The 20,281-nt window shown below is 56.5% G+C and carries 18 protein-coding genes and 1 tRNA gene; 11 read left to right on the forward strand and 8 right to left on the reverse strand.

Translation table 11 applies throughout. From position 1 onward, the window contains the following. Positions 1–21: 21 nt before the first annotated feature. From gpmI to BLW66_RS07580, 5 genes are read left to right on the forward strand one after another with little or no spacing between them, the layout of a single operon-like run. The gene (gene gpmI, locus BLW66_RS07560) at positions 22–1,542 is read left to right on the forward strand and encodes a 2,3-bisphosphoglycerate-independent phosphoglycerate mutase (RefSeq protein WP_089946516.1); all 1,521 of its coding nucleotides are present in this window, start codon (positions 22–24) and stop codon (positions 1,540–1,542) included. Continuing rightward, a complete protein-coding gene (locus tag BLW66_RS07565) occupies positions 1,536–2,666 on the forward strand; it encodes a murein hydrolase activator EnvC family protein (protein WP_089946713.1) in 1,131 nt (376 codons plus the stop codon). The genes gpmI and BLW66_RS07565 overlap by 7 nt, the downstream gene beginning before the upstream one ends. Before the next feature lie 7 nt (positions 2,667–2,673). Beyond that, on the forward strand, positions 2,674–4,017 hold the full coding sequence (locus tag BLW66_RS07570) for a S41 family peptidase (RefSeq protein WP_089946517.1): 1,344 nt from the start codon (positions 2,674–2,676) through the stop codon (positions 4,015–4,017). 36 nt (positions 4,018–4,053) lie between these two features. Continuing rightward, the gene (locus BLW66_RS07575; protein WP_089946518.1) at positions 4,054–4,536 is read left to right on the forward strand and encodes an RNA pyrophosphohydrolase; all 483 of its coding nucleotides are present in this window, start codon (positions 4,054–4,056) and stop codon (positions 4,534–4,536) included. 9 nt (positions 4,537–4,545) lie between these two features. After that, positions 4,546–5,019 carry a hypothetical protein gene (locus BLW66_RS07580; RefSeq protein WP_089946519.1) on the forward strand — a complete coding sequence of 158 codons (474 nt, stop codon included), beginning with the start codon at positions 4,546–4,548 and terminating at the stop codon, positions 5,017–5,019. A gap of 56 nt (positions 5,020–5,075) precedes the next feature. On the opposite strand, the gene gltB is transcribed toward BLW66_RS07580, so the two are convergent. From gltB to BLW66_RS07595, 3 genes are all read right to left on the reverse strand, one after another. After that, positions 5,076–9,614 carry a glutamate synthase large subunit gene (gene gltB / locus BLW66_RS07585; RefSeq protein ID WP_089946520.1) on the reverse strand — a complete coding sequence of 1,513 codons (4,539 nt, stop codon included), beginning with the start codon at positions 9,612–9,614 and terminating at the stop codon, positions 5,076–5,078. A gap of 138 nt (positions 9,615–9,752) precedes the next feature. Next, positions 9,753–10,553 (reverse strand): alpha/beta fold hydrolase, encoded by an 801-nt coding sequence (locus BLW66_RS07590; RefSeq protein WP_089946521.1) that lies wholly within the window; start codon positions 10,551–10,553, stop codon positions 9,753–9,755. Between the two features lie 3 nt (positions 10,554–10,556). After that, entirely contained in the window at positions 10,557–11,990 is a 1,434-nt protein-coding gene (locus tag BLW66_RS07595) for an NAD(P)-dependent oxidoreductase (RefSeq protein ID WP_089946522.1), read from the reverse strand. Positions 11,991–12,199: 209 nt separating this feature from the next. On the opposite strand from BLW66_RS07595, the gene BLW66_RS07600 reads away from it, so the two are divergent. Next, positions 12,200–13,003: an undecaprenyl-diphosphate phosphatase gene (locus BLW66_RS07600; RefSeq protein WP_089946523.1), complete on the forward strand. Its 804-nt coding sequence runs from the start codon at positions 12,200–12,202 to the stop codon at positions 13,001–13,003. Here BLW66_RS07600 and BLW66_RS07605 read toward each other — a convergent pair. Next, entirely contained in the window at positions 12,994–13,983 is a 990-nt protein-coding gene (locus BLW66_RS07605; protein WP_089946524.1) for a complex I NDUFA9 subunit family protein, read from the reverse strand. The two genes, BLW66_RS07600 and BLW66_RS07605, sit on opposite strands and share 10 nt — an antisense overlap. Before the next feature lie 179 nt (positions 13,984–14,162). On the opposite strand from BLW66_RS07605, the gene BLW66_RS07610 reads away from it, so the two are divergent. Together BLW66_RS07610 and BLW66_RS07615 are read left to right on the forward strand one after the other, a co-directional pair. Then, a tRNA-Leu gene (locus BLW66_RS07610) sits at positions 14,163–14,248 on the forward strand. A gap of 314 nt (positions 14,249–14,562) precedes the next feature. Next, the gene (locus tag BLW66_RS07615) at positions 14,563–15,378 is read left to right on the forward strand and encodes a hypothetical protein (RefSeq protein ID WP_139254544.1); all 816 of its coding nucleotides are present in this window, start codon (positions 14,563–14,565) and stop codon (positions 15,376–15,378) included. 371 nt (positions 15,379–15,749) lie between these two features. Here BLW66_RS07615 and BLW66_RS17885 read toward each other — a convergent pair whose 3' ends face one another. From BLW66_RS17885 to BLW66_RS18085, 3 genes are all read right to left on the reverse strand, one after another. Continuing rightward, a complete protein-coding gene (locus BLW66_RS17885) occupies positions 15,750–15,926 on the reverse strand; it encodes a hypothetical protein (RefSeq protein ID WP_170833425.1) in 177 nt (58 codons plus the stop codon). A gap of 113 nt (positions 15,927–16,039) precedes the next feature. Then, positions 16,040–16,297, reverse strand: a complete 258-nt coding sequence (locus BLW66_RS18080) for a hypothetical protein (protein WP_244508576.1) — start codon at positions 16,295–16,297, stop codon at positions 16,040–16,042. After that, a complete protein-coding gene (locus tag BLW66_RS18085) occupies positions 16,294–16,707 on the reverse strand; it encodes a recombinase family protein (protein WP_244508577.1) in 414 nt (137 codons plus the stop codon). Before BLW66_RS18085 ends, BLW66_RS18080 begins: the two co-directional genes overlap by 4 nt. 107 nt (positions 16,708–16,814) lie before the next feature. Here BLW66_RS18085 and BLW66_RS07625 point away from each other — a divergent pair, with 107 nt between their 5' ends. From BLW66_RS07625 to BLW66_RS07630, 3 genes are all read left to right on the forward strand, one after another. Further along, positions 16,815–17,927: a hypothetical protein gene (locus tag BLW66_RS07625; RefSeq protein WP_170833426.1), complete on the forward strand. Its 1,113-nt coding sequence runs from the start codon at positions 16,815–16,817 to the stop codon at positions 17,925–17,927. Further along, complete coding sequence (locus BLW66_RS17890; RefSeq protein ID WP_170833427.1) at positions 17,908–18,159, forward strand: hypothetical protein; 252 nt, start codon at positions 17,908–17,910, stop codon at positions 18,157–18,159. Before BLW66_RS07625 ends, BLW66_RS17890 begins: the two co-directional genes overlap by 20 nt. A 277-nt stretch (positions 18,160–18,436) precedes the next feature. Then, a complete protein-coding gene (locus BLW66_RS07630; protein ID WP_089946527.1) occupies positions 18,437–18,910 on the forward strand; it encodes a hypothetical protein in 474 nt (157 codons plus the stop codon). A 436-nt stretch (positions 18,911–19,346) separates the two neighbouring features. Here BLW66_RS07630 and BLW66_RS07635 read toward each other — a convergent pair whose 3' ends face one another. Further along, positions 19,347–20,201: a TIGR01459 family HAD-type hydrolase gene (locus BLW66_RS07635; RefSeq protein ID WP_170833428.1), complete on the reverse strand. Its 855-nt coding sequence runs from the start codon at positions 20,199–20,201 to the stop codon at positions 19,347–19,349. Positions 20,202–20,281 lie beyond the last annotated feature (80 nt).

Here is a 20,281-nt window from a genome sequence, read left to right on the forward strand (position 1 = left end):
GACCAATAGCGAGCTTGCACAATGACCACGCCCAAACCAGTTGTTCTTTGTATTCTTGATGGCTGGGGGTTGTCCGAAACCACCGAGGCCAACGCACCCGCACTGGCCAACACGCCAACGTTTGACCGACTGATGGCGACCGACCCCAGCGCGACCCTAATCACCCACGGGCCGGACGTGGGGTTGCCGAAAGGGCAAATGGGGAACTCCGAAGTGGGGCACACCAACATCGGTGCAGGCCGCGTGGTGGCTATGGACCTTGGGCAAATTGATCTCGCGATTGAGCAAGACACCTTCCAAAACGAAGCAGCACTGCAAGCTTTCATCGCCAAATTGAAAGACACCAACGGAACCGCGCACCTGATGGGCGTCGCATCCGACGGCGGCGTACATGGCCACATCACGCATATCATCGCCGCCGCGAAAGCGCTTAGCGCGGCAGGTGTTCCAACCGTGCTGCATGCCATTACTGACGGTCGTGATGTCGCCCCGAAATCCGCGCTCGGCTATATCGAAACGCTGGAGCGCGAGCTGCCTGACGACGTGAATATCGTGTCGGTATCCGGCCGGTACTACGCATTGGATCGGGACACCCGCTGGGACCGCGTGGAGCAGGCCTATACCGCTATGATCCTTGGCAAAGGACAGACCGCCGCCACTGCAACATCCGCGATTGAGGCGTCTTATACCCAAGACAGCACCGACGAGTTCATCCTCCCGACCGTTATTGGCAACTACACAGGTGCAAACGACGGTGACGGCGTGTTTTGTCTGAACTTCCGGGCCGACCGCGCCCGCGAAATTCTGTCAGCCATTGCCGACCCTGCGTTTGATGCGTTCGACATTGCCGCCCGCCCGAAGCTGTCCGCGTGCTTGGGGATGGTTGATTACTCCACCGCCCATAACGCATTCATGACGACGGTTTTCCCGAAAAAGAAAATCCACAACACACTCGGCAGCTGGGTCGCGGATCACGGGCTGCGCCAGTTTCGCGTGGCGGAGACGGAAAAATACCCGCATGTCACGTTCTTCCTCAACGGCGGTAAAGAGTTACCGGAAACCGGCGAGGACCGGCACATGCCGAAAAGCCCGAAAGTGGCGACCTATGACCTGCAACCTGAGATGTCATCTGAAGAAGTCACCGCCGATTTGGTAAGTGCGATTGAACAGCAATACGACCTCATTGTCGTGAACTTTGCGAACCCCGATATGGTCGGCCACACTGGCGATCTTGGGGCTGCTATCGCCGCCTGCGAAGCCGTCGATAAGGGTCTAACACAAGCCATTTCGGCGCTCGACGCCGTTGGTGGCGCGATCATCGTGACCGCGGACCACGGCAATTGCGAAACCATGGTCGACCCTGTGACAGGCGGGCCGCACACCGCGCATACCACCAACCTTGTACCGGTGATCCTTCATGGTGGTCCGAAAGGCGCATCCCTGCGCGACGGGAGGCTCGCGGATCTTGCCCCAACACTTCTGGAACTGATGGGCCTGCCTCAACCAGACGAAATGACCGGAGTGTCACTGATCCAATCATGAAGCAGCTGCTTGTCGCCCTCTTGCTGCTGGCAACGACCAGCCCAGCGGTTGCCCAAAGCGATCCGATCACGACCGCCAAGCGGGCGAGCCAGATGCTTGACCACGCGGCTGACAGCCTTGTCGCCGCCGAAAGCGCGTCCGACCGCGTGGGCGCCCTGACTGAAACGGTCCGCGCCTATGAGGAGGGCCTGTCCGCCCTGCGCGAAGGTTTACGCCGCGCGTCTATCCAAGAACGCAGCATCGCGCTTGTCTTCGAGGCAAAGCGCGACCGCCTGTCCCGTCTGCTGGGAATTTTGCAAACCATCGGAACCTCCCCCGCGCCACTGCTGATGATGCACCCGACGGGCGCAATCGGCACAGCACGGTCGGGCATGATCTTGTCCGAAGTGACCCCCGCCCTGCAGAGCGAGGCCTTAGTGCTGCGCAATCAACTGGAGGAAGTTCGCGACATTCGCAGCTTGCAGCAAAGCGCTGCGACCCAGCTGACAACCTCGCTCGCCGAAGTGCAAACCGCTCGCTCCGCGCTGTCAAAGGCTGTGGCGGACCGCGTGGACCTGCCGCGCAGCTTCACGTCGGACGCCACCCAAATGCGCGCGCTGGTCGAAAGTAGCGACACATTGCAAAGCTTTGCCTCCGGCCTAACGGACCTGAACCCCACCGACCTGAACAACCCCGCCGATTTTGAAGCCGCAAAAGGCACGCTTGCGCTGCCGGTATCTGGTACATTGCTGCACCGCTTCAACGAAACCGACGCCGCAGGCGTAAAACGGCCCGGCATCGTCATCGCCACGCGCGCGCAATCACTGGTCACCGCCCCGTGGCCCGCTACCTTACGCTATGCAGGGCCCCTGTTGGACTACGGCAACGTGGTCATTCTGGAGCCAAGCAAAGGGTTTTTGCTGATTCTGGCGGGCCTCGGCCAAACCTTTGGGGAGGTCGGTGAAGTCCTAGATCAAGGTGCCCCCGTTGGCTTAATGGGTGGTTTGACCCCGAATCCTGACGCTTTTTTGATCACGGCGGCCAAAGGGAGTGGCGGCAATCAACAAGAGACGCTTTATATAGAACTTAGACAAGGCGACGAGCCGGTCGATCCGGCCACTTGGTTCGCCACCAACAAGGAATGACGTCCGCATGAAAAAATTTCTGATGGCAGCCACGCTGGGTACCGCCACGAGTATTCTGGTGACCACGCAATTCGCCGGCCCTCTGATCGCGCAAGAGGCGGAAAAGAAGTCCACCGTCTATGAGCAGCTCGACCTGTTCGGCGATATATTCGAGCGCATCCGCGCCCAATATGTGGAAGACGTGGATGAGGCAGACCTGATCGAAGCCGCTATCAACGGCATGCTGACGTCGCTCGACCCGCATTCCTCCTACCTGCCGCCCAAAGACTTCGACGACATGCGCACACAGACATCCGGCGAGTTCGGCGGCCTAGGCATCGAAGTCACGCAGGAAGACGGCTACGTCAAAGTTGTCTCGCCCATGGATGGCACCCCCGCAGACGAGGCCGGTATGGAATCCGGTGACTTTATTACTTCTGTCGACGGCACCAGCCTGTTGGGCCTGACCTTGGAAGACGCTGTAGAAATGATGCGCGGGCCAGTTGGTTCGGAAATTCTGCTGACCGTCGTACGCGAAGGCGTGGATGAGCCGTTCGAGGTCTCCATTGTGCGCGACACCATCAAGCTGACTGCGGTGCGCTCGCGCATTGAGGGCGACTCTGTTGTGTTGCGGGTGACGACGTTCAACCGCCAGACATTCCCGAACCTGAAAGAAGGCTTGGCCGAACAGATCAAAGAAGCTGGTGGCGAAGATAAGATTAACGGCATCGTCCTTGACCTGCGCAACAACCCAGGCGGCCTGCTGACGCAAGCCATCGCCGTGTCTGACGCCTTCCTTGATAAGGGTGAAATCGTATCGACACGCGGTCGCAACCCGCGCGACAGTGAACGCTACAACGCGACAGAGGGCGACTTGTCCAACGGTAAACCCATTGTTGTGCTGATCAACGGCGGCTCCGCCTCTGCGTCCGAGATCGTCGCAGGCGCGCTGCAAGATCACCGCCGTGCGGTTGTCGTTGGCGAAAAGAGCTTCGGCAAAGGCTCCGTGCAAACAGTTGTGCCTGTCCGTGGTGACGGCGCTATGCGCCTGACCACATCGCGTTACTACACGCCGTCGGGCCGCTCTATTCAGGCGCTTGGCGTATCGCCGGACATCATCGTGGTGCAACCGCCCCGCCAGCCGGCGGAGGAAGAGACCGAGGAAGAAACAAAGCGCAACAGCCGTTCCGAGGCTGACCTGCGCGGCTCGCTCAGCAACAATGACAGCATCTCGGAAGACGAGCGCACGCTGCTAGAAGCGGAACGCACCAAAGCCGAAGAAGTCGCCAAACTGCGCAAGCAGGACTACCAGCTGGCCTACGCGCTGGATGTTCTGAAAGGCCTGAGCGCCTTGGCCCCCGCTGACAAATAAAGGAGTGGGCGGGGCCACCCCCGCCCTCCATTCGCCATGACCCCAGAAGACATCGCCAAACTGCCCTACCGCCCCTGCGTAGGGATTATGCTCGTGAACAAAGATGGCTTGATTTTTGCGGCCCAACGCAAGGACAGCGACGTCGCCGCGTGGCAAATGCCCCAAGGCGGCATCGACAAAGGGGAGGCCCCTGAGGTTGCTGCCCTGCGCGAGCTAGAGGAAGAAACCGGTGTTCCCGCCGAGATGGTCACCGTTGAAGGACAAACCGACGACTGGGTGCCCTACGATCTGCCGCACGATCTTGTGCCGAATATCTGGAAAGGCCGATTTCGCGGTCAGAAGCAAAAGTGGTTCCTTTTGCGCTTCAACGGCACGGACGCCGACATCAACATCGAGACAGACATACCGGAGTTCACCGAATGGCGCTGGATGGACACTGAAACATTGCTCGGCAACATCGTGCCGTTCAAGCGGGACGTCTACGCTAAAGTGATCGAAGCATTCCGGCCACTCCTGTAAGATCAGCCTATGATCAAACACCTCACCATAGCGGCCACGGCTCTTGCCGTCGTCGCCGGTCCCGCGAGTGCCCTATCCTGCTCTGCAACCCACCCCGTTGCGGCGTATAACGCCGTCGCCAACGCAGAGGAAAGCTTCGTCATTCTGCATGGCGAGTTCGACTTTGACGTGAAGAAAGTGCCGGACGTGAACGCCCCACCTGTCGAGGCCCGCATCCCGACGCAGTTCACAGGCAAGCTGCTCACCGGTGACGGGTTTACCGACGACGTAGAGGTGGCCGTGACCCTCGCCCTAAGCTGCGTAGGCCCATGGTGCGCCCGCGTGTCGCCCAAGACGGATTACTTGGCATATGTTCTTCAAACCGAGGAAGAGCTGATCTTTAGCGTTGATCCTTGCTACGCCTTCGCATTTTCAAATCCGGCCGATGAGTACATCGAAGCAATTGAACAATGCGCCGCTGGCGGCGACTGCGAACCGAAGTAACCACAGTCTTGTAGTGAAAAGGGCGGGAAGATTATTCCCGCCCTTTTTCGCGTCATCTATTCTGCTGGAATAGCTTGGTCCTCAAGGCTCAACGGGGCCGGAATGTGGATCAACATCTCTTTCGGGCAAATCTGCACGAAGTTCGATTTCTCCAGATCCCAGTCCTGCAGAATCAAAGCCGCTTTCGCGCTGCCTGTCTCGCGCAGGTGCTCTTCGATCAAGCCCTTCAGTTCTGCTTCCCAGTAATCAACGGTCACTGGGCAAGTCACCAGAGTTTCCATGTTGATCAGCGGGGCCGAATTGTTTTCAGGGTCATAGAGATAGGCCATACCGCCCGTCATACCTGCCCCGAAGTTCGCGCCAATGGAGCCCAGAATAACCGCGACACCGCCTGTCATGTATTCACAACCGTTGGTGCCACAGCCCTCAATCACGACTTTCGCGCCTGAGTTGCGAACGCCAAAGCGCTCCCCCGCGCGACCGGCGGCAAACAGATGGCCCGCAGTCGCACCGTACAGAACAGTGTTTCCGATGATCGTGTTGTCGTCCGCCTTCAACGGGCTGGCTTGCGCAGGGCGCACCACGATACGACCACCGGACAGACCTTTACCCACGTAGTCATTGGCATCGCCAAAGACTTCAAGCTTCAGACCAGGTGCCGCGAACGCGCCGAGCGATTGACCCGCGGAACCAGACAGACGCACCGTCAAATGGTCATCCTGCAAGTCGTTGCGCATGCCGAACCGCTGAACGATATGGCTAGACGCCCGTGTCCCGATGGTACGAAGCGTATTCTGCACCGCATAAGACAGCTGCATTTTCTCACCGTCGTTGAAGAACGGCTGCGCGTCATTCACGATCTGCGCGTCCAGCGTGTCCGGAACGGCATTGCGCGCTTTGGAGCGGTCGTAGACGATCCGGTCAGCGCCATCCACAGTGATCAGCAGCGGGTTCAGGTCAAGGTCGTCAAGGTGGGCAGACCCACGCGACACCTGCGTCAGTAAGTCCGCACGACCGATAACATCATCCAACGAGCGCGCGCCGATAGATGCCAGAATCTCGCGCACCTCGGTTGCGTAGAAGGTGATAAGGTTCACAACCTTATCGGCATTGCCCGTGAACTTATCGCGCAACGCTTGGTCTTGCGTACACACGCCCACGGGGCAAGTGTTCGATTGGCACTGGCGCACCATGATGCAGCCCATAGCGATAAGCGCCGCTGTGCCAATGCCGTACTCCTCGGCACCCATCATAGCCGCCATGACGATATCACGGCCCGTCCGCAAGCCACCGTCGGTGCGCAATGTCACGCGCCCGCGCAGGTTGTTCATCGCCAGAACTTGGTGCGCCTCTGTCAGGCCCATTTCCCACGGCAGCCCAGCGTATTTGATCGACGTTGCGGGCGATGCACCCGTGCCGCCGTTGTGGCCGGAAATCAGGATCACGTCGGCCTTTGCCTTCGCAACACCCGCCGCAATCGTCCCAACGCCGGACGCGGCAACCAATTTCACAGTCACTTTGCAGCGTGGGTTGATCTGCTTCAGATCATAGATCAGTTGGGCCAAATCCTCGATGGAGTAGATATCGTGATGCGGCGGCGGTGAAATCAACGTGACACCCTTGGTGGAGTGCCGCAGCCGCGCAATCAGGTCCGTGACCTTCATACCCGGAAGCTGCCCGCCTTCACCCGGTTTCGCCCCTTGGGCGACCTTGATTTCCAGCTCTTCACAGTGGTTTAGATACTCCGCCGTCACGCCAAAGCGGCCAGAGGCCACCTGCTTGATTTTCGCAGAGGGGTTGTCGCCATTCGGCTCCGGCACGAAGTGCGCGGGGTCTTCACCGCCTTCGCCACTGTCGGATTTTGCGCCGATGCGGTTCATAGCGACGTTCAGCGTTTTATGCGCCTCCGGCGACAACGCACCCAAAGACATGCCCGGTGTCACAAAGCGCTTGCGGATCGACGTGATGGATTCCACCTCGTCCACCGAGATAGGCTCACCCAAGGATTTGATATCCAGCAGGTCACGCAGGTGAATGGGCGGGTTTGCCTTCATCGTCTGGCTGTACTGCTTCCACATATCGTAGGAGGCGCGGTTACACGCGGCCTGCAACATGTGCATTGTTTGCGCTTCCCACGCGTGCTTCTCGCCAGACCGACGCGACTTATAGAAGCCGCCGATAGGCAGAACCGCCGTCTCACCCGCCCAGCCAGTGGCGTGAACTGCCGCTGCTTTGGTCTGGATACCGTTGATGCCGATACCGGAAATGCGTGACTGCATACCTGGGAAGAATTCCGCCACCATCGCGCGCGACAGCCCGACAGCCTCAAAGTTCAGACCCCCACGGTAGGAAGAGATCACAGAGATCCCCATCTTCGCCATGATCTTGAGCAGGCCTTGGTCAATCGCATTGCGGTACTTCGCAACGGCCTCTGTCAAAGTGCCCTCAAGCAAGCCGCGATCAATGCGGTCCGCCAGCGAGTCTTCGGCCAGATAGGCGTTCACAGTCGTCGCACCACAGCCGATCAGAACCGCAAAGTAATGCGGGTCGATGCACTCTGCGGAGCGCACGTTCAGCGAACAGAATGTCCGCAGACCTTTGCGCGTCAACCAGCTGTGCACGGCAGATGTAGCGAGGATCATCGGAACGCCAATGCGGTCTTCGTTCTGGCCCTGATCGGTCAATACCAAGTGCCCCGCGCCGGAACGCACAGCGTCTTCGGCTTCATTGCGGATACGATCCAGCGCGGCGCGCAGGTCACCCTGATCGTTTTTGGCATCAAATGTGCAGTCAATCGTGACCATGTTCGCGTTGAACTGCTCAACCAGTTTTTCAAACTGCACGTTGCCGATAAACGGACTGTCGAGCACCAAAATTTCGGTCTGCGACGAGTCTTCGTCCAACACGTTCTTCAAGTTGCCGAAACGCGTTTTCAGGCTCATCACGCGGAATTCGCGCAGGCTGTCGATCGGCGGGTTGGTCACCTGACTAAAGTTCTGGCGAAAGAAATGGCTCAGTGGGCGATATTTCTTGGACAGCACCGCGGACGGCGTATCATCCCCCATAGACGCGAGTGTTTCCTTGCCGTCATCAGCCATCGGCGCGAGGATTTGCTCCAACTCTTCAATCGAATAGCCCGCAGCTATCTGGCGTTTACGCAGCTCTTCGCCGGTAAACAGCGGCTTTTCCTCTACGTTCAGGGTGATCTCTTCCAGATCAGTGATCTTGCCGACCCATTCACCGAATGGCAGCGCTGCGGACATTTTGTCCTTCAGCTCTTCGTCGTGGTACAACTCACCCTTGCCCATGTGAACACCGATCATTTGACCCGGCCCCAAGGCGCCTTTTTCGCGCACGGTCGCTTCGTCAAATGGCACCATGCCGGTCTCGGAACCTGCGATCAGCAGCCCGTCCCCAGTCACGGCATAACGCATCGGGCGCAGCCCATTGCGATCCAAGCCCGCACAGACCCAGCGCCCGTCGGTCATTGCCAGCGCGGCTGGGCCGTCCCATGGTTCAATCACGGAGTTGCAGTAGGAATACATGTCCTGCCATGCCTTCGGCATCTCGACCGCTTGCTTGGACCACGACTCTGGCACCAGCATGGTTTTCGCCATAGGCGCGGACCGTCCTGCGCGCACCATAACCTCGAACACCGCATCCAACGCAGCGGAGTCGGAAGAACCACCCGGAACGATTGGTTTGATGTCCTCCGCACGGTCCTCGAATGCGGCGGAGGCCATGCGGATTTCGTGCGACTTCATCCAGTTCAGGTTGCCCTTCAACGTGTTGATTTCGCCGTTATGCGCCAGCATGCGGAATGGCTGGGCCAACCACCACTGCGGGAACGTATTGGTGGAGTAACGCTGGTGGTAAATCGCGAACGCGGATTCGAACCGTTCATCCATCAGGTCCGGGTAGAACTCGGCCACGTCCTGCGCCAGCATCATGCCCTTGTAGATGATGGACCGGCAGGACAGCGACGCCAGATACAGTGTCGGCACCTGTGCGGCCAAAGCCGCTTTCTCGATGCGGCGGCGGATAACATACAAGTCGCGCTCGAAGTCTTCTTCCTCAACACCTTTGGAGTTGGAGATCAGGATCTGCTCGATCTCAGGACGTGTCGCGTTGGCTTTCTCACCCAACACTTGGATGTTCACAGGCACGTGGCGCCAACCGTAAATGTTGTAGCCCATGCGCAAGACTTCCGTCTCGATGATGGTCCGGCAGGTTTCCTGCGCGCCGTGGTCCGTGCGCGGCAAAAACACCTGCCCCACGGCGATCATCTGATCCTTGTTGGGCTTGTGGCCCGTGCGCTCAATCTGGTCGTAGAAAAACTCGACCGGAATTTGCACATGGATACCGGCACCGTCACCGGTTTTGCCGTCAGCGTCGACAGCGCCGCGGTGCCAGATTGCCTTTAGCGCGTTGATCCCATTCTCTACGACCTTGCGGGATTTCTTACCGTCGATAGATACGACAAGGCCAACACCACAAGACGCGTGTTCGTCTTCATCGCGGTAGAGCGAGTTCTCCGCCATCCAGCGGCGCTTTTCTTCCTCACGGGCAACCCAAGCGTCATCATATGTGGTCATGGTAAAGGCTCCTCATTAGGGGAATGTTTATGGGTTGGGGCAGCTCCGCCGACCCAACAAGTGTTTGAGATGTAGAGTGTTGCCCGACAAAACGCCGACTAGATGCAGTCGCATAGCTGGCGGCAGTTTTTGGGGAATTCAGTCGTCCAGCGACGCGGGCCGTTTCCGCGGCTTGCGCGCTTCGAAATGTGCTTCTGCCAGCGCGTAATCCGCGTAGTCCTCGCGCCGCAAACCGCCCGCGCGCTGGACCACCTTGCCCATGCGGCCCGGACGATCGTTGATCGCCGCCATCACGATATTGCGCAGCGTGTTCGCGCCCTTCAGGTTGCGAACGAAATTGTGGTCGGCACCCTTGAAAATATAGTGGCGCAGGTTGGATGCGGTTGGAAACCGCTCCCAATGCATGCGCTCGTCCGGCGTGTCGCCGTGAAACATGTAGATCGGAACGGGCGGATCGGGCAGCTTGTCCATTTTCTTGAATGGCCAAACCTTGATCTGCTTGCGAAACCACCACCAGCGCTTTTCCTCTGGCATCACATCGGGATGCACCGAGTACTGCGGCGTGAAACAAATGATCCGCGCCAATGGCATCTTGCGGCCCAGTACCAGCGCGTTGAATGCGCCCATACTGGTGCCGATCGCCATGACTTTGGTTATTCCGTGCTTCAACACGTAGTCGCTGATTGTGGTCAGCACCAAGTTGGACATCCCCTTGGAGTTCATCCAACTGCGTGAGATATCCGTGATGCAGATGACGTGGTTCTGGCCATCCTGCGACGCAAGACCAACGAATTCCTTCGGCGGCCACTTGTCGCGTTCCTGACCAACACTGGTGAAGCTCACGATCAAGCACGGCGACGATCCTGCTGCGGATTCGATCCGAAGCGGGTGCGCGTCGTGCAGGAGCTCGAACTCCAGCAGTTTCTTTTGATCGGTCATAGATCACTCGGCAGCTACCTGCGCCGCTGCATTGATTTGATCCATGATCGCTTCGGCAGCTTCGCGCCCGTCACGAATAGCCCAAACAACTAGGCTAGCGCCACGCTGAATGTCGCCGCAGGCGTATACGCCCTTCAAAGATGTCTCATGTGTGCGGAAATCTGCCTTCACGGTCCCCCAACGGGTCACCTCCAATTCAGGCACATCCCAAAGCGTCGGCAGGGCCTCAGGCTCGAAGCCAAGCGCCATGATAACAAGGTCGGCGTCTTCGACGTAGTCAGCGCCTTCAATAATCTCCGGGCTTTGGCGACCGGATGCATCCGGCGCGCCAAGGCGCATTTTGGAGACCATCACACCCTCGACCGTATCACCGGCAAAACCTTTAGGGGCGGACAACCAAACAAACTCTACGCCTTCTTCCTCGGCGTTGGCGACTTCACGCTGCGAACCGGGCATGTTTGCCTTGTCGCGGCGGTAGAGACATTTCACCGATGTGGCACCTTGGCGGATCGACGTGCGCAGGCAGTCCATAGCGGTATCACCGCCGCCGATCACAACAACGCGCTTACCCTCTGCGTTCAACTCGCCGCTGTCGAATTCTGGCACAGCGTCGCCAAAGCTTTTGCGGTTGGAGGCCGTGAGGAAATCAATCGCGCGCACGATACCCTGCGCGCCAACACCCGGCGCGGGTAGGTCGCGCGACTTGTAAACACCTGTCGCAATCAGGATGGCGTCATGCGTGTTCTGCAATTCGGCAAAGGATACATCCTCCCCGACGTTGCAGTTCATCTTGAAGGTCACGCCGCCCTGCTCCAACTGGTCAACGCGCTTCATGACGACGTCTTTCTCCAGCTTGAACCCTGGGATGCCATACGTCAGCAGGCCGCCTGCGCGGTCGTACCGATCATACACTGTCACCTGCACGCCTTGACGGCGCAGCATGTCAGCCGCAGCCAAACCACCGGGGCCAGCACCGATGATGCCGACACTCTCGGGGCGCTCAACTTTCGGGGCGGCGGGCTTTACCCAACCGTTTTCCCACGCCGTATCTGTAATGTACTTCTCTACCGCGCCGATGGTGACCGTGCCGTGGCCGGACTGCTCGATAACGCAGTTGCCTTCGCAAAGACGGTCTTGCGGGCAGATACGGCCGCAGATTTCGGGAAACGTGTTCGTTGCCTGCGAAATCTCGTAAGCTTCTTGCAGGCGCCCTTCGGCGGTCATGCGCAGCCAATCGGGGATGTTGTTGTGCAACGGGCAATGGGATTGGCAATACGGAACACCGCACTGACTGCACCGCCCAGCTTGCTCTTCAGCCTTCGCAGTCGCATATTCTGCATAGATCTCGCCGAAATCTTGCGCGCGCAAGTTCGGGGGCCGCTTCTCCGGCATATCCCGATCTACGTTCACAAACTGCAACATACGCTGCTTGGCCATGTTAATTCTCCCAATCTGAAATTCTTGTGTAAATTGGGTCTTTAGAAAAGAAAAGTCACCCATGCTGACCTATTATTCATTTTTCGCGCTCTTTGGAAAGAATTTTTGCCAGATATCCAAAATATAAGTCAGCATAAGTTACCTATTTATCCCCTTCTCATTTTTTCACCTGTCCTTAGGTTGGCCGAAACTGATTCGAGGCGCCGCAGATGTCCCTATTTCAACTAATCCTAGTCGCCCTAATTCAGGGCCTCACGGAGTTCTTGCCCGTCTCCTCATCTGGTCATCTCATACTGCTTCCAAGCCTGACCGGCATGCAGGATCAAGGACAGGCCATCGACGTCGCGGTGCATATTGGCACATTATTTGCGGTGATCTTGTTCTTCTGGGCCGACGTCCGAATTGCCGCTGGCGGCATGGGCCGGTTGGTGCGGGGCAAGGTAGACACCCAAGGTGCGCGCCTTGCCTTCCATTTGGCGATTGCAACCATTCCTGTCGTCATCTTCGGGCTGATCTTGAAGCTCACGGGCATAGACGCGTTGCTGCGCTCCGTCGCGCTGATTGGGTGGACCATGCTGATTTTCGGCTTGGTACTTTACTGGGTCGACCAAAAGGGCGCCACAATGAAGACAGCGCCCGACTGGTCCACGAAGGACGCATTCATCATGGGGCTGTGGCAAGCCATTGCGCTAATACCCGGCACGTCCCGGTCTGGCGCAACAATCTCGGGCGCGCGCCAACTCGGCTATGCACGGGAGGATGCGGCGAAACTTTCAATGCTAATGTCGATCCCGACAATCATCGCATCCGGCGCGGCCTTGGGCGCAGACGTTCTCGGCACGGCTGACATGCAGCTGGCCAAGGACAGTGCTATCGCCGCAGCGTTCGCATTCGTCGCGGCCCTATTGGCGCTGTCACTTATGATGCGCCTCCTGAAATCGGTTAGCTTCACGCCTTACGTGATCTACCGGATATTCCTTGGCATCGCGCTACTGGCTTTTGCCTATTCCTGACCCGTCCGCAGGTTTTGCGCCGATTCCTTAATCGCGTCGTACTGACCTGCGGGGCGGAAGCGCCATAGGTATTGCGGTATAATCACTTCAAACGACGTTGGCTCAATTCCCAGATCGGCGAAGGTTTTCACTTCACCAGTCACAACGTTATCTTTGGCAAGATTGCGCACCTGATCCTTGGTCACCGGACCCGAAATCAAACCACCGCTGAGCGTGGACAGCAGGTCAAACGCACCCCCCATAAGGCGCGCAGCGAAGAATGGGATGTTCACGACCAGCCGGCGGCGGCGCACGACATCAAGCATGGACTGAACCAGCTCACGCAGGGTCGCAACCTCTGGCCCGCCCAATTCATAAATACCGGGCGTCGCTTGCCCCAGCACACCTTTGACCGCGGCTTGCGCGACATCGTCCACATAGACTGGCTGAAACTTGGTTTCCGCCCCGACAAGCGGCAGCACTGGGCCGAACCGCGACATTGCGGCGAAACGGTTGAAAAAGCCGTCTTCAGCGCCAAACACAACGGATGGGCGCAAGATCACGGCATTGGGGAAGTTTTGCAAAACGCCCTCTTCACCCAGCGCCTTGGTTTGCGAATAGTCGCTGTCACTTTCCAAGTCTGCGCCAATCGCAGAAATCTGGACCAATCGCCCAACGCCGTTCTGTGCCGCAATGCGCGCCACGCGCTCCGCGCCCTCGTGCTGGACCGCGTCGAATTTATTCTTGCCGGAAGGTGCCAAAATGCCCACGCAATTCACAACCGCGTCCGCCCCGCGCATGGCGGCTGCGACCGATGTGTCGTCGCGGATGTTGCATAGGATCGGTTCTACTTGGCCTACCGTGCCGTAGGGCTTCACAAAGATCGCCTCGTTTGGGCGGCGCACAGCGACACGAACCCGCCAGCCTTCTTTGGCCATGCGACGCGCAACATAGCGCCCAACAAAACCTGATCCGCCGTAAATAGTGACGAGCTTCGACATGGTACTTCCCTTCAAGGCTGGCTGCATTGGGTTTACCCAGCCAAAATACGCCCGACAAGGCGCTTTTCGTAGTTCTAACGCCTTGGACAGCGATAATCCGTAACAAACATTCCTAGAAAACAGCGAATCCCGTTGACACCTGCGCCGCACCGACCTAATCACCGCGCACCAACACCTGTGCCCAGGTGGCGGAATGGTAGACGCGCCAGCTTCAGGTGCTGGTGTCTGTATGGACGTGGAGGTTCGAGTCCTCTCCTGGGCACCATATTCCCCGTAATCATTGAAGAATTTCGGGTAGAGGGCGCTTTTGAGGGTGCGAATCTGGTCTGGTAACGTTCCGGTATCTGGTTCAAACTGGCTCTAACAACAGCGCCTTACTTGGAACGCACAATGACAAGCCCAAGCTTTAACAAACAGACAGTGGATACTCTTGGGCGTTGAGCACGTTACCAATGTTCGAACCCTGATTGTCGTGCTCACACAGTCCCACCCAACAGCAATCCAGAAAAATCGACAACAATCGGCGAAGCGGCTCACATAATGGGAGCCAAGTCCGGTGCTGTTCGATACGATCCATCGATGTCCGACATGACTCGATCATCCATTACAAATGGTATTTGGTTGTGTAGAAACTGCCATGGTCAAATCGATCGAGATGAAGCTCAATTTCCACCAGAGCTTCTCGTTGCGTGGCGCAAGGAGCATGAGGATTGGGTTTTGCGTGAGCTAGGTACTCGCGGTGAGCAAATGCGTCACGATCTTGAGATGTCTCGCTACCCCTTCTTAGAAGGCTGCCCAGCGATTGTTCAACGAATTGCTCTGGATCGACCGACCGGATGGGAGTGGAGGCTTGCCGCAGAGTTACTTCGGCATCTGAACGGTCCGCAGTTTAAGAGACTCAAGAACCTTCAGTCTGGCCAAACCTACAAACCATTGCCTCGCGTTCAGCTTGAAGACTTTATCGATTTCATTGTGGAGCGAACTCATGTCATGGGAAGCTTGCTTGGACCACTAGTCAGCATTCTCCACCGACTTACAGACAGCTTTGGCGCTCCGAGCGTTGCAGGTGATGCCGAGGAAATCTACGACTGTTGCGTCCTCATGCGCGACATACTGGTAACCGCCGTTGACCACGAAGAGATACTCAGCTTCACGCAAGTCCCAGAGGAGGGTGAGGCATTACGCGACTTATTGCTCAACGCATTGGGCCAGAACCTGATAAAACTGGTCGAATTCCCTGATACACTCGACAGCCTCATCGCCCTCATCGGAACCGATCACGGTGGTACATATGAAAACCCACATACCGTCACCCATATCGTAACCTTCGATCTACCCAACGACTTCGATAAAAGCTTCAATCGAGATCTGAAGCGTTTCGAGCGCTTAATATGAGCAAAGCTCATGCTCACAAAAGCCTTTCCATGCCATGGGAGCAGCTACCACCCCCCATCGCTCTACAGAGGCCCCTACTCCCCTTCCGTTAACTGGAAACAGTAGGGCCTGCGCAGCAAGATGCGATCGGCTGACAATTAGGTTTGAAATTTTGCACACATTTCGGGCAATGCGATACCTGTTTTGCTGATGCGGAAAATTCCATATCGACAGCAGGCGCCCGGCTGCTACCCGCCTCATTGCAGCGATGGGGGTACTCCCTACGCGGGACCCGTATTTAGTTTATTATTTTAATGACTTACGATAATATTACCGCTGACGCGGGGGGGCGATGACCTGCCGATGTGTTGGCAGGGCAGGACCTTTGTGTTTCAGCCGTTCATCCTAAGGAGAACAGAGTAGACATCCTGACTGACGTCCAGCTTTACGCCGCTCTTGAGTGTTATTTGTGAATATTCATCTGTAGTTCCGCAGATGTAGTTGATGTTGGTCGTTGGGACGAAAATGATGTGGTCGGTGCAGTCTTCGAAGACGCAGATTGTGTTCATGGGGTAGTCCTTTGGTTAGGGGTAATAGGTATTTTCACCACCGCCCGAACCGTGTTGCGGAGAAAGTCAGAAGTTATTTCGGCGTGAGTGTTTGGCCGTGACTGGCGGCGTTATCAGCCGCCGTTAGGCGGTCTAATGGTTGCTTTGACGGTAGATGGTCCCCACACGCCGCAACGGGCTGTCTGGTCGTTGGCTGCGTTCAATGCGGCTGCGATGTCGCGCACGGTCTTCTTGGAGTCACGCATCGGCATGATGATTGCGCGGATACGTTCGGCACGATCATTGGCGTTCGCCTTCACCACTTCGTTGCGCTTCATTGTCTTGTCGCGCAGACCACCCAACTTGACGCCACGCGCCTTGGCTTCTTTCAATGCCGCCTTGGTCCGTAGAGATATGAAACGGCGCTCTTGCTCTGCAAGGGCTGCATAGATGTGAAGCTGAACGCATCTGCGGTCGGCATGGATGCCACACGGAACGTGATGCGCTTGTCTTCCATGAGTTGTGCAATGAAGGACACCTTGCGGCTCAGACGGTCCAGTTTGGACACGAGCAATTCTGCACCTGTCTTCCGCGCCAGTTCCATCGCCTTGGCCAGTTCGGGGCGGTCGTTGTTACCACCGGACAGTACGTCCGTGAACGTGCCAAGTATTTCGAAAGGGACGTCGGAGTAATTCTGTAAATAGAGATCGATGTCGCGCTGCTGGGCTTCAAGGCCGAGGCCGAGGCCGCTCTTGCCTTGTTCCTTCGTCGAGACTCTGCGGTAGATCACGTATTCCTGCATCGGATGCCCTCCCGTTCTAATCGTCGTCGTTAGACGTGGGCAATACTGATTATGAACGTGGGCAAGGGGTCTGCAACTGTGATACGGCGAACTTGTTCCTTTGCGATTTGCCTGAGGATATCCAAAGTCGATTAATGCTACGAGGGTTGGTGAACGGCCAACCGACCGAAGTATTACCTGTTGGTGAAATTCATCGGCATCCCAATTCGATTGAGGGCACAACGAACGCGTTGGAGCTTGCTGGGACGGGCATAGCCCCTCAGGCGATATTTGACCAAATCGACGTTGGCGAACCGAACTTTCCTGAAGACGTTAGGACGCTTATCGGGCTCAGAGAGACGCAACAGCAGGTTGTTGAAGACCCTCTGCTCGCCAGTCTTAGGCAGATGATTGTCCATCCTGACACGATGTCAACAATGCGCCCTGTATATGAGCGCCGGCTTGCAGAGCTTGAGCAACAAGACCGGCAGAGGACCGCCAATGATTACGCGGCGGCGGGCGGCGATGGAGAGGCCGTCTACACACTCACCATTCCATCAGCAAATCTACCTGTCGGAACGTTAAACTTGGAAGAACTGACGCCTGATCAAATCATCACGCTGTCGGAGGATTTAGCCGGTGCATTTGACGTCAATTTTGACAGTGAACCATCTGTCATGGCTGCATTGGGCGGCAGGTGTGCGCGTGCGGCCTTGTCCCTGGGGATAAGACTGGAGCAAATTTTTCAGGCTATCGGGGGCCAGCGCCTCTCGACACTATCTGCTGTCGACAAATTACGTCTGCGTGGCGTGTTTTTGCGCGAAATTTGGGTGACGGACACGAGTAAAGTATCAATCGTTCAAGGCCGAAAAATCATTTCATTCAAAGGTTACGCAGGGTTGCGGGTCTTTATGTCGGCGACATATTATCCGGCGTCATCCATCGCGGTGGTGAACGCAGGTGCTGTCGCGCGCAGCGCCTCCGACGCTTTGAGAAGTGCGGCAGGTCCTCCTTTCAGGGGCACAGGCGGGATCTTTTTGGTTTTCGGCGGACTTGTCGAAGTGGCTTCTTGGATGTCTCAAGACGGGGAAAAATTCTTATCAGACCTGTTCATTGATTTGACAGTTCTGGTTGCGACGACAGTTATTTCAACCATTGTTGCAACAGCTTTAATGATAGGGGTGATGGCTGTTTGGCGGCGTCGTCACAGCGCCGGCATTGGTGATCGGTGCTGCTGTTAGTGGCGTTGCCGTTCTGGTCGGCTGGTTTATTTCAAGTGGTCTCGATAGGAGCGGGTTGGTTGAGAGCGCCAAAGCGCACGCGCGCTCATTTCTTGCCGTACCTCAAGTGTTCTATGATCCCGACTGGCATCCGATTCAGCACATGGGTCCTCTTGAAGGGCTTGAGTATTTGCAAACCGCCGACCAAGAGGAGTTTGGATATATAATGAAACGAGGATTCGGCCTTGACTGAAAATAGCGAAACATCCCCGCGCCGGCGTGTGGTTTACGTCCCGCTTTTACCAAAAATAGAAGCACTCATGCTTTCACTCTTGGGAACAAGTCTTTCAATTCTGTTTTTTTGCGGGTTCGAATTGTCGATGAACGGCTGGTCCGCCTTCGTTTGGGGGCCGTTGGCGTTTTTTTGTGCCGTCTTTTTACTATTTGCTCTAAATTTGTAGGTGTTTCGCAACCCATGGGCGCATGCTCCACTTACATCCATAACCGCAGGTCCGGCCTCGCCTCCTCTCATGGTGCTCTTAGCAGGTTTCATCCTATTTAGTTTTGGCGAACCATTAGCGGTAGCCATCGCAGTGATGGTGCCATTTCTTGTCCTCATATTTCTTCTTGGCTGGGTAGAGGCAACCCATTTGGATATTCAAAAAATGGAAGCTGATTTTCGTAAAAACAAGCGCTTACGAAGCTTGCCGGATGGGTTTCTCGCCTATGACAATTATTGGAAATTCGGTTGGGGCAAAGACGCCAAAATACCCAGATTTGGGTGGCGCAATTGGTTTGACGGCGCTGTTCTCGCTGCAATAATCCTAGCGATGTCCATTGGGGCAGCTGTCGCATTCACTAGTTCTGGCAATATTTTCAACATCCCGCCGCAATGGGGTATGGCGACCACAGCTATCTTGGTTGCACTGCTTTTGCGATCTGTTGCGACATCCTTTTTCGCACAGCTGACTTTTTTGCGGTACCTTGAAAGACCAAGCAAATAGGATCGAGTCCAGTAGTTCCAATTGAGAGCGCGGGCGATGGTGTTCCGATCCTCGGCCGCAATTTATCAGTATGGAGGTGGCTTCAAAGACAGGAGAGCTGATATTGATCCAACTCGCAGCATCGGTCAAAATGGGCTCGAAGCCGCCGTTATATCAATCGCGGCATATTCACCTGCTGACCTCACCCCCCCTCCAGTAGGGACGGCCCATTGCAGACATTCCTTCGATGCGAAATCTGACAAGCAGCCTTCCTGAAAGCCGTCGTTCGTACATCCTGCAGCATTTTGGACTGAGCGTACGGCCGCAACGCGGACGAAGTGTGAATTCGCCGCAGCTGCACCAATTGAGGGTTTCGTCACATTGCGACCTAAGGGAGTAAGGTGAAACTTCTTGTGACGATGGCTAGAAGGAGTGATCGCCGCTTTATCTTCTTCGTTCAGAACCAGCTCAAATGGTCGCAGATACCGGCAAGTTTGAGATCGGTAAACTGATGCCTGATAACGTCATAAGCACGCGCTGACGTCTCGGTGGTTTTCAAGTCACCCGTGTCGATGGCATGAATGCCACCCGCGACAAAGTAGGCGGCAAACCCGTTTTGGGCAGCCCCTTTGATATCTGTCGGCAAGCCATCACCCACGACAAGTATTCGATTTTTTGAAAGAGTTCGCCCCGCAGCAATGGTCATTTGCGCTATGGCCGCTTGATATATTGGTGCCTCTGGCTTGCCAGCATAAGTGACTTTGCCGCCCAATTTTGCGTAAAGCTGCGCGATTGATCCCGCACAGATCACAATGCGGTTTCCGCTTTTCACGACCAAATCAGGATTGGCGCAGATCATATATACATCATTGTCACGCATTTCCAACAATATGCGCTCGTAGATTTCAACGCTTTCGATCCCATCGTTCAAAGGGCCTGTCAGTAGGCACAGCTTGGCGTCCTTACTACTGACCATTTGGTGTGTCCGGCCTTCCAGGATCGACTTGTCGCGCTCTGGACCGAAGTGGAACAAAGGCGTGTCGGGCCGTTTTTGCAACAGCGACCTGGTCACATCGCCGGACGTGACAATCAAATCAAATGCCTCGCGCGGGACGCCCAGCTTAGTCAACTGCGGATAGATAACTTGGTTTGACCGCGGAGCGTTGGTGATCAGAATGACAATCCCGCCCTGCGCCCGATATTTGCAAAGGGTATCAATTGCGTCAGGAAAAGCGGCGATGCCGTTGTGCAGAACACCCCAGATGTCGCATAGCAAACCGTCATAACGTGGTGCAAGATCACTGAGTGGCATGAGTTTGGCCATTAGGCCTGTGGCCTAGGTGCAGGAGCGCGCCCAGTCAAGCGCCGCATAGGTCGCTTGCTATTTGCGGT

Origin of the sequence: Litoreibacter albidus (genome assembly GCF_900107015.1) — a bacterium.
Taxonomy (GTDB): Bacteria; Pseudomonadota; Alphaproteobacteria; order Rhodobacterales; family Rhodobacteraceae; genus Litoreibacter; species Litoreibacter albidus.

Bases quoted from the DNA above. Each gene is read 5' to 3' on its own strand.
- gpmI (WP_089946516.1), top strand. From the start codon at position 22: ATGACCACGCCCAAACCAGTTGTTCTTTGTATTCTTGATGGCTGGGGG.
- BLW66_RS07570 (WP_089946517.1), top strand. From the start codon at position 2,674: ATGAAAAAATTTCTGATGGCAGCCACGCTGGGTACCGCCACGAGTATT.
- BLW66_RS07575 (WP_089946518.1), top strand. From the start codon at position 4,054: ATGACCCCAGAAGACATCGCCAAACTGCCCTACCGCCCCTGCGTAGGG.
- BLW66_RS07580 (WP_089946519.1), top strand. From the start codon at position 4,546: ATGATCAAACACCTCACCATAGCGGCCACGGCTCTTGCCGTCGTCGCC.
- gltB (WP_089946520.1), bottom strand. From the start codon at position 9,614: ATGACCACATATGATGACGCTTGGGTTGCCCGTGAGGAAGAAAAGCGC.
- BLW66_RS07590 (WP_089946521.1), bottom strand. From the start codon at position 10,553: ATGACCGATCAAAAGAAACTGCTGGAGTTCGAGCTCCTGCACGACGCG.
- BLW66_RS07595 (WP_089946522.1), bottom strand. From the start codon at position 11,990: ATGGCCAAGCAGCGTATGTTGCAGTTTGTGAACGTAGATCGGGATATG.
- BLW66_RS07600 (WP_089946523.1), top strand. From the start codon at position 12,200: ATGTCCCTATTTCAACTAATCCTAGTCGCCCTAATTCAGGGCCTCACG.
- BLW66_RS07605 (WP_089946524.1), bottom strand. From the start codon at position 13,983: ATGTCGAAGCTCGTCACTATTTACGGCGGATCAGGTTTTGTTGGGCGC.
- BLW66_RS07615 (WP_139254544.1), top strand. From the start codon at position 14,563: ATGTCCGACATGACTCGATCATCCATTACAAATGGTATTTGGTTGTGT.
- BLW66_RS17885 (WP_170833425.1), bottom strand. From the start codon at position 15,926: ATGAACACAATCTGCGTCTTCGAAGACTGCACCGACCACATCATTTTC.
- BLW66_RS18085 (WP_244508577.1), bottom strand. From the start codon at position 16,707: ATGCAGGAATACGTGATCTACCGCAGAGTCTCGACGAAGGAACAAGGC.
- BLW66_RS07630 (WP_089946527.1), top strand. From the start codon at position 18,437: ATGGTGCTCTTAGCAGGTTTCATCCTATTTAGTTTTGGCGAACCATTA.
- BLW66_RS07635 (WP_170833428.1), bottom strand. From the start codon at position 20,201: ATGCCACTCAGTGATCTTGCACCACGTTATGACGGTTTGCTATGCGAC.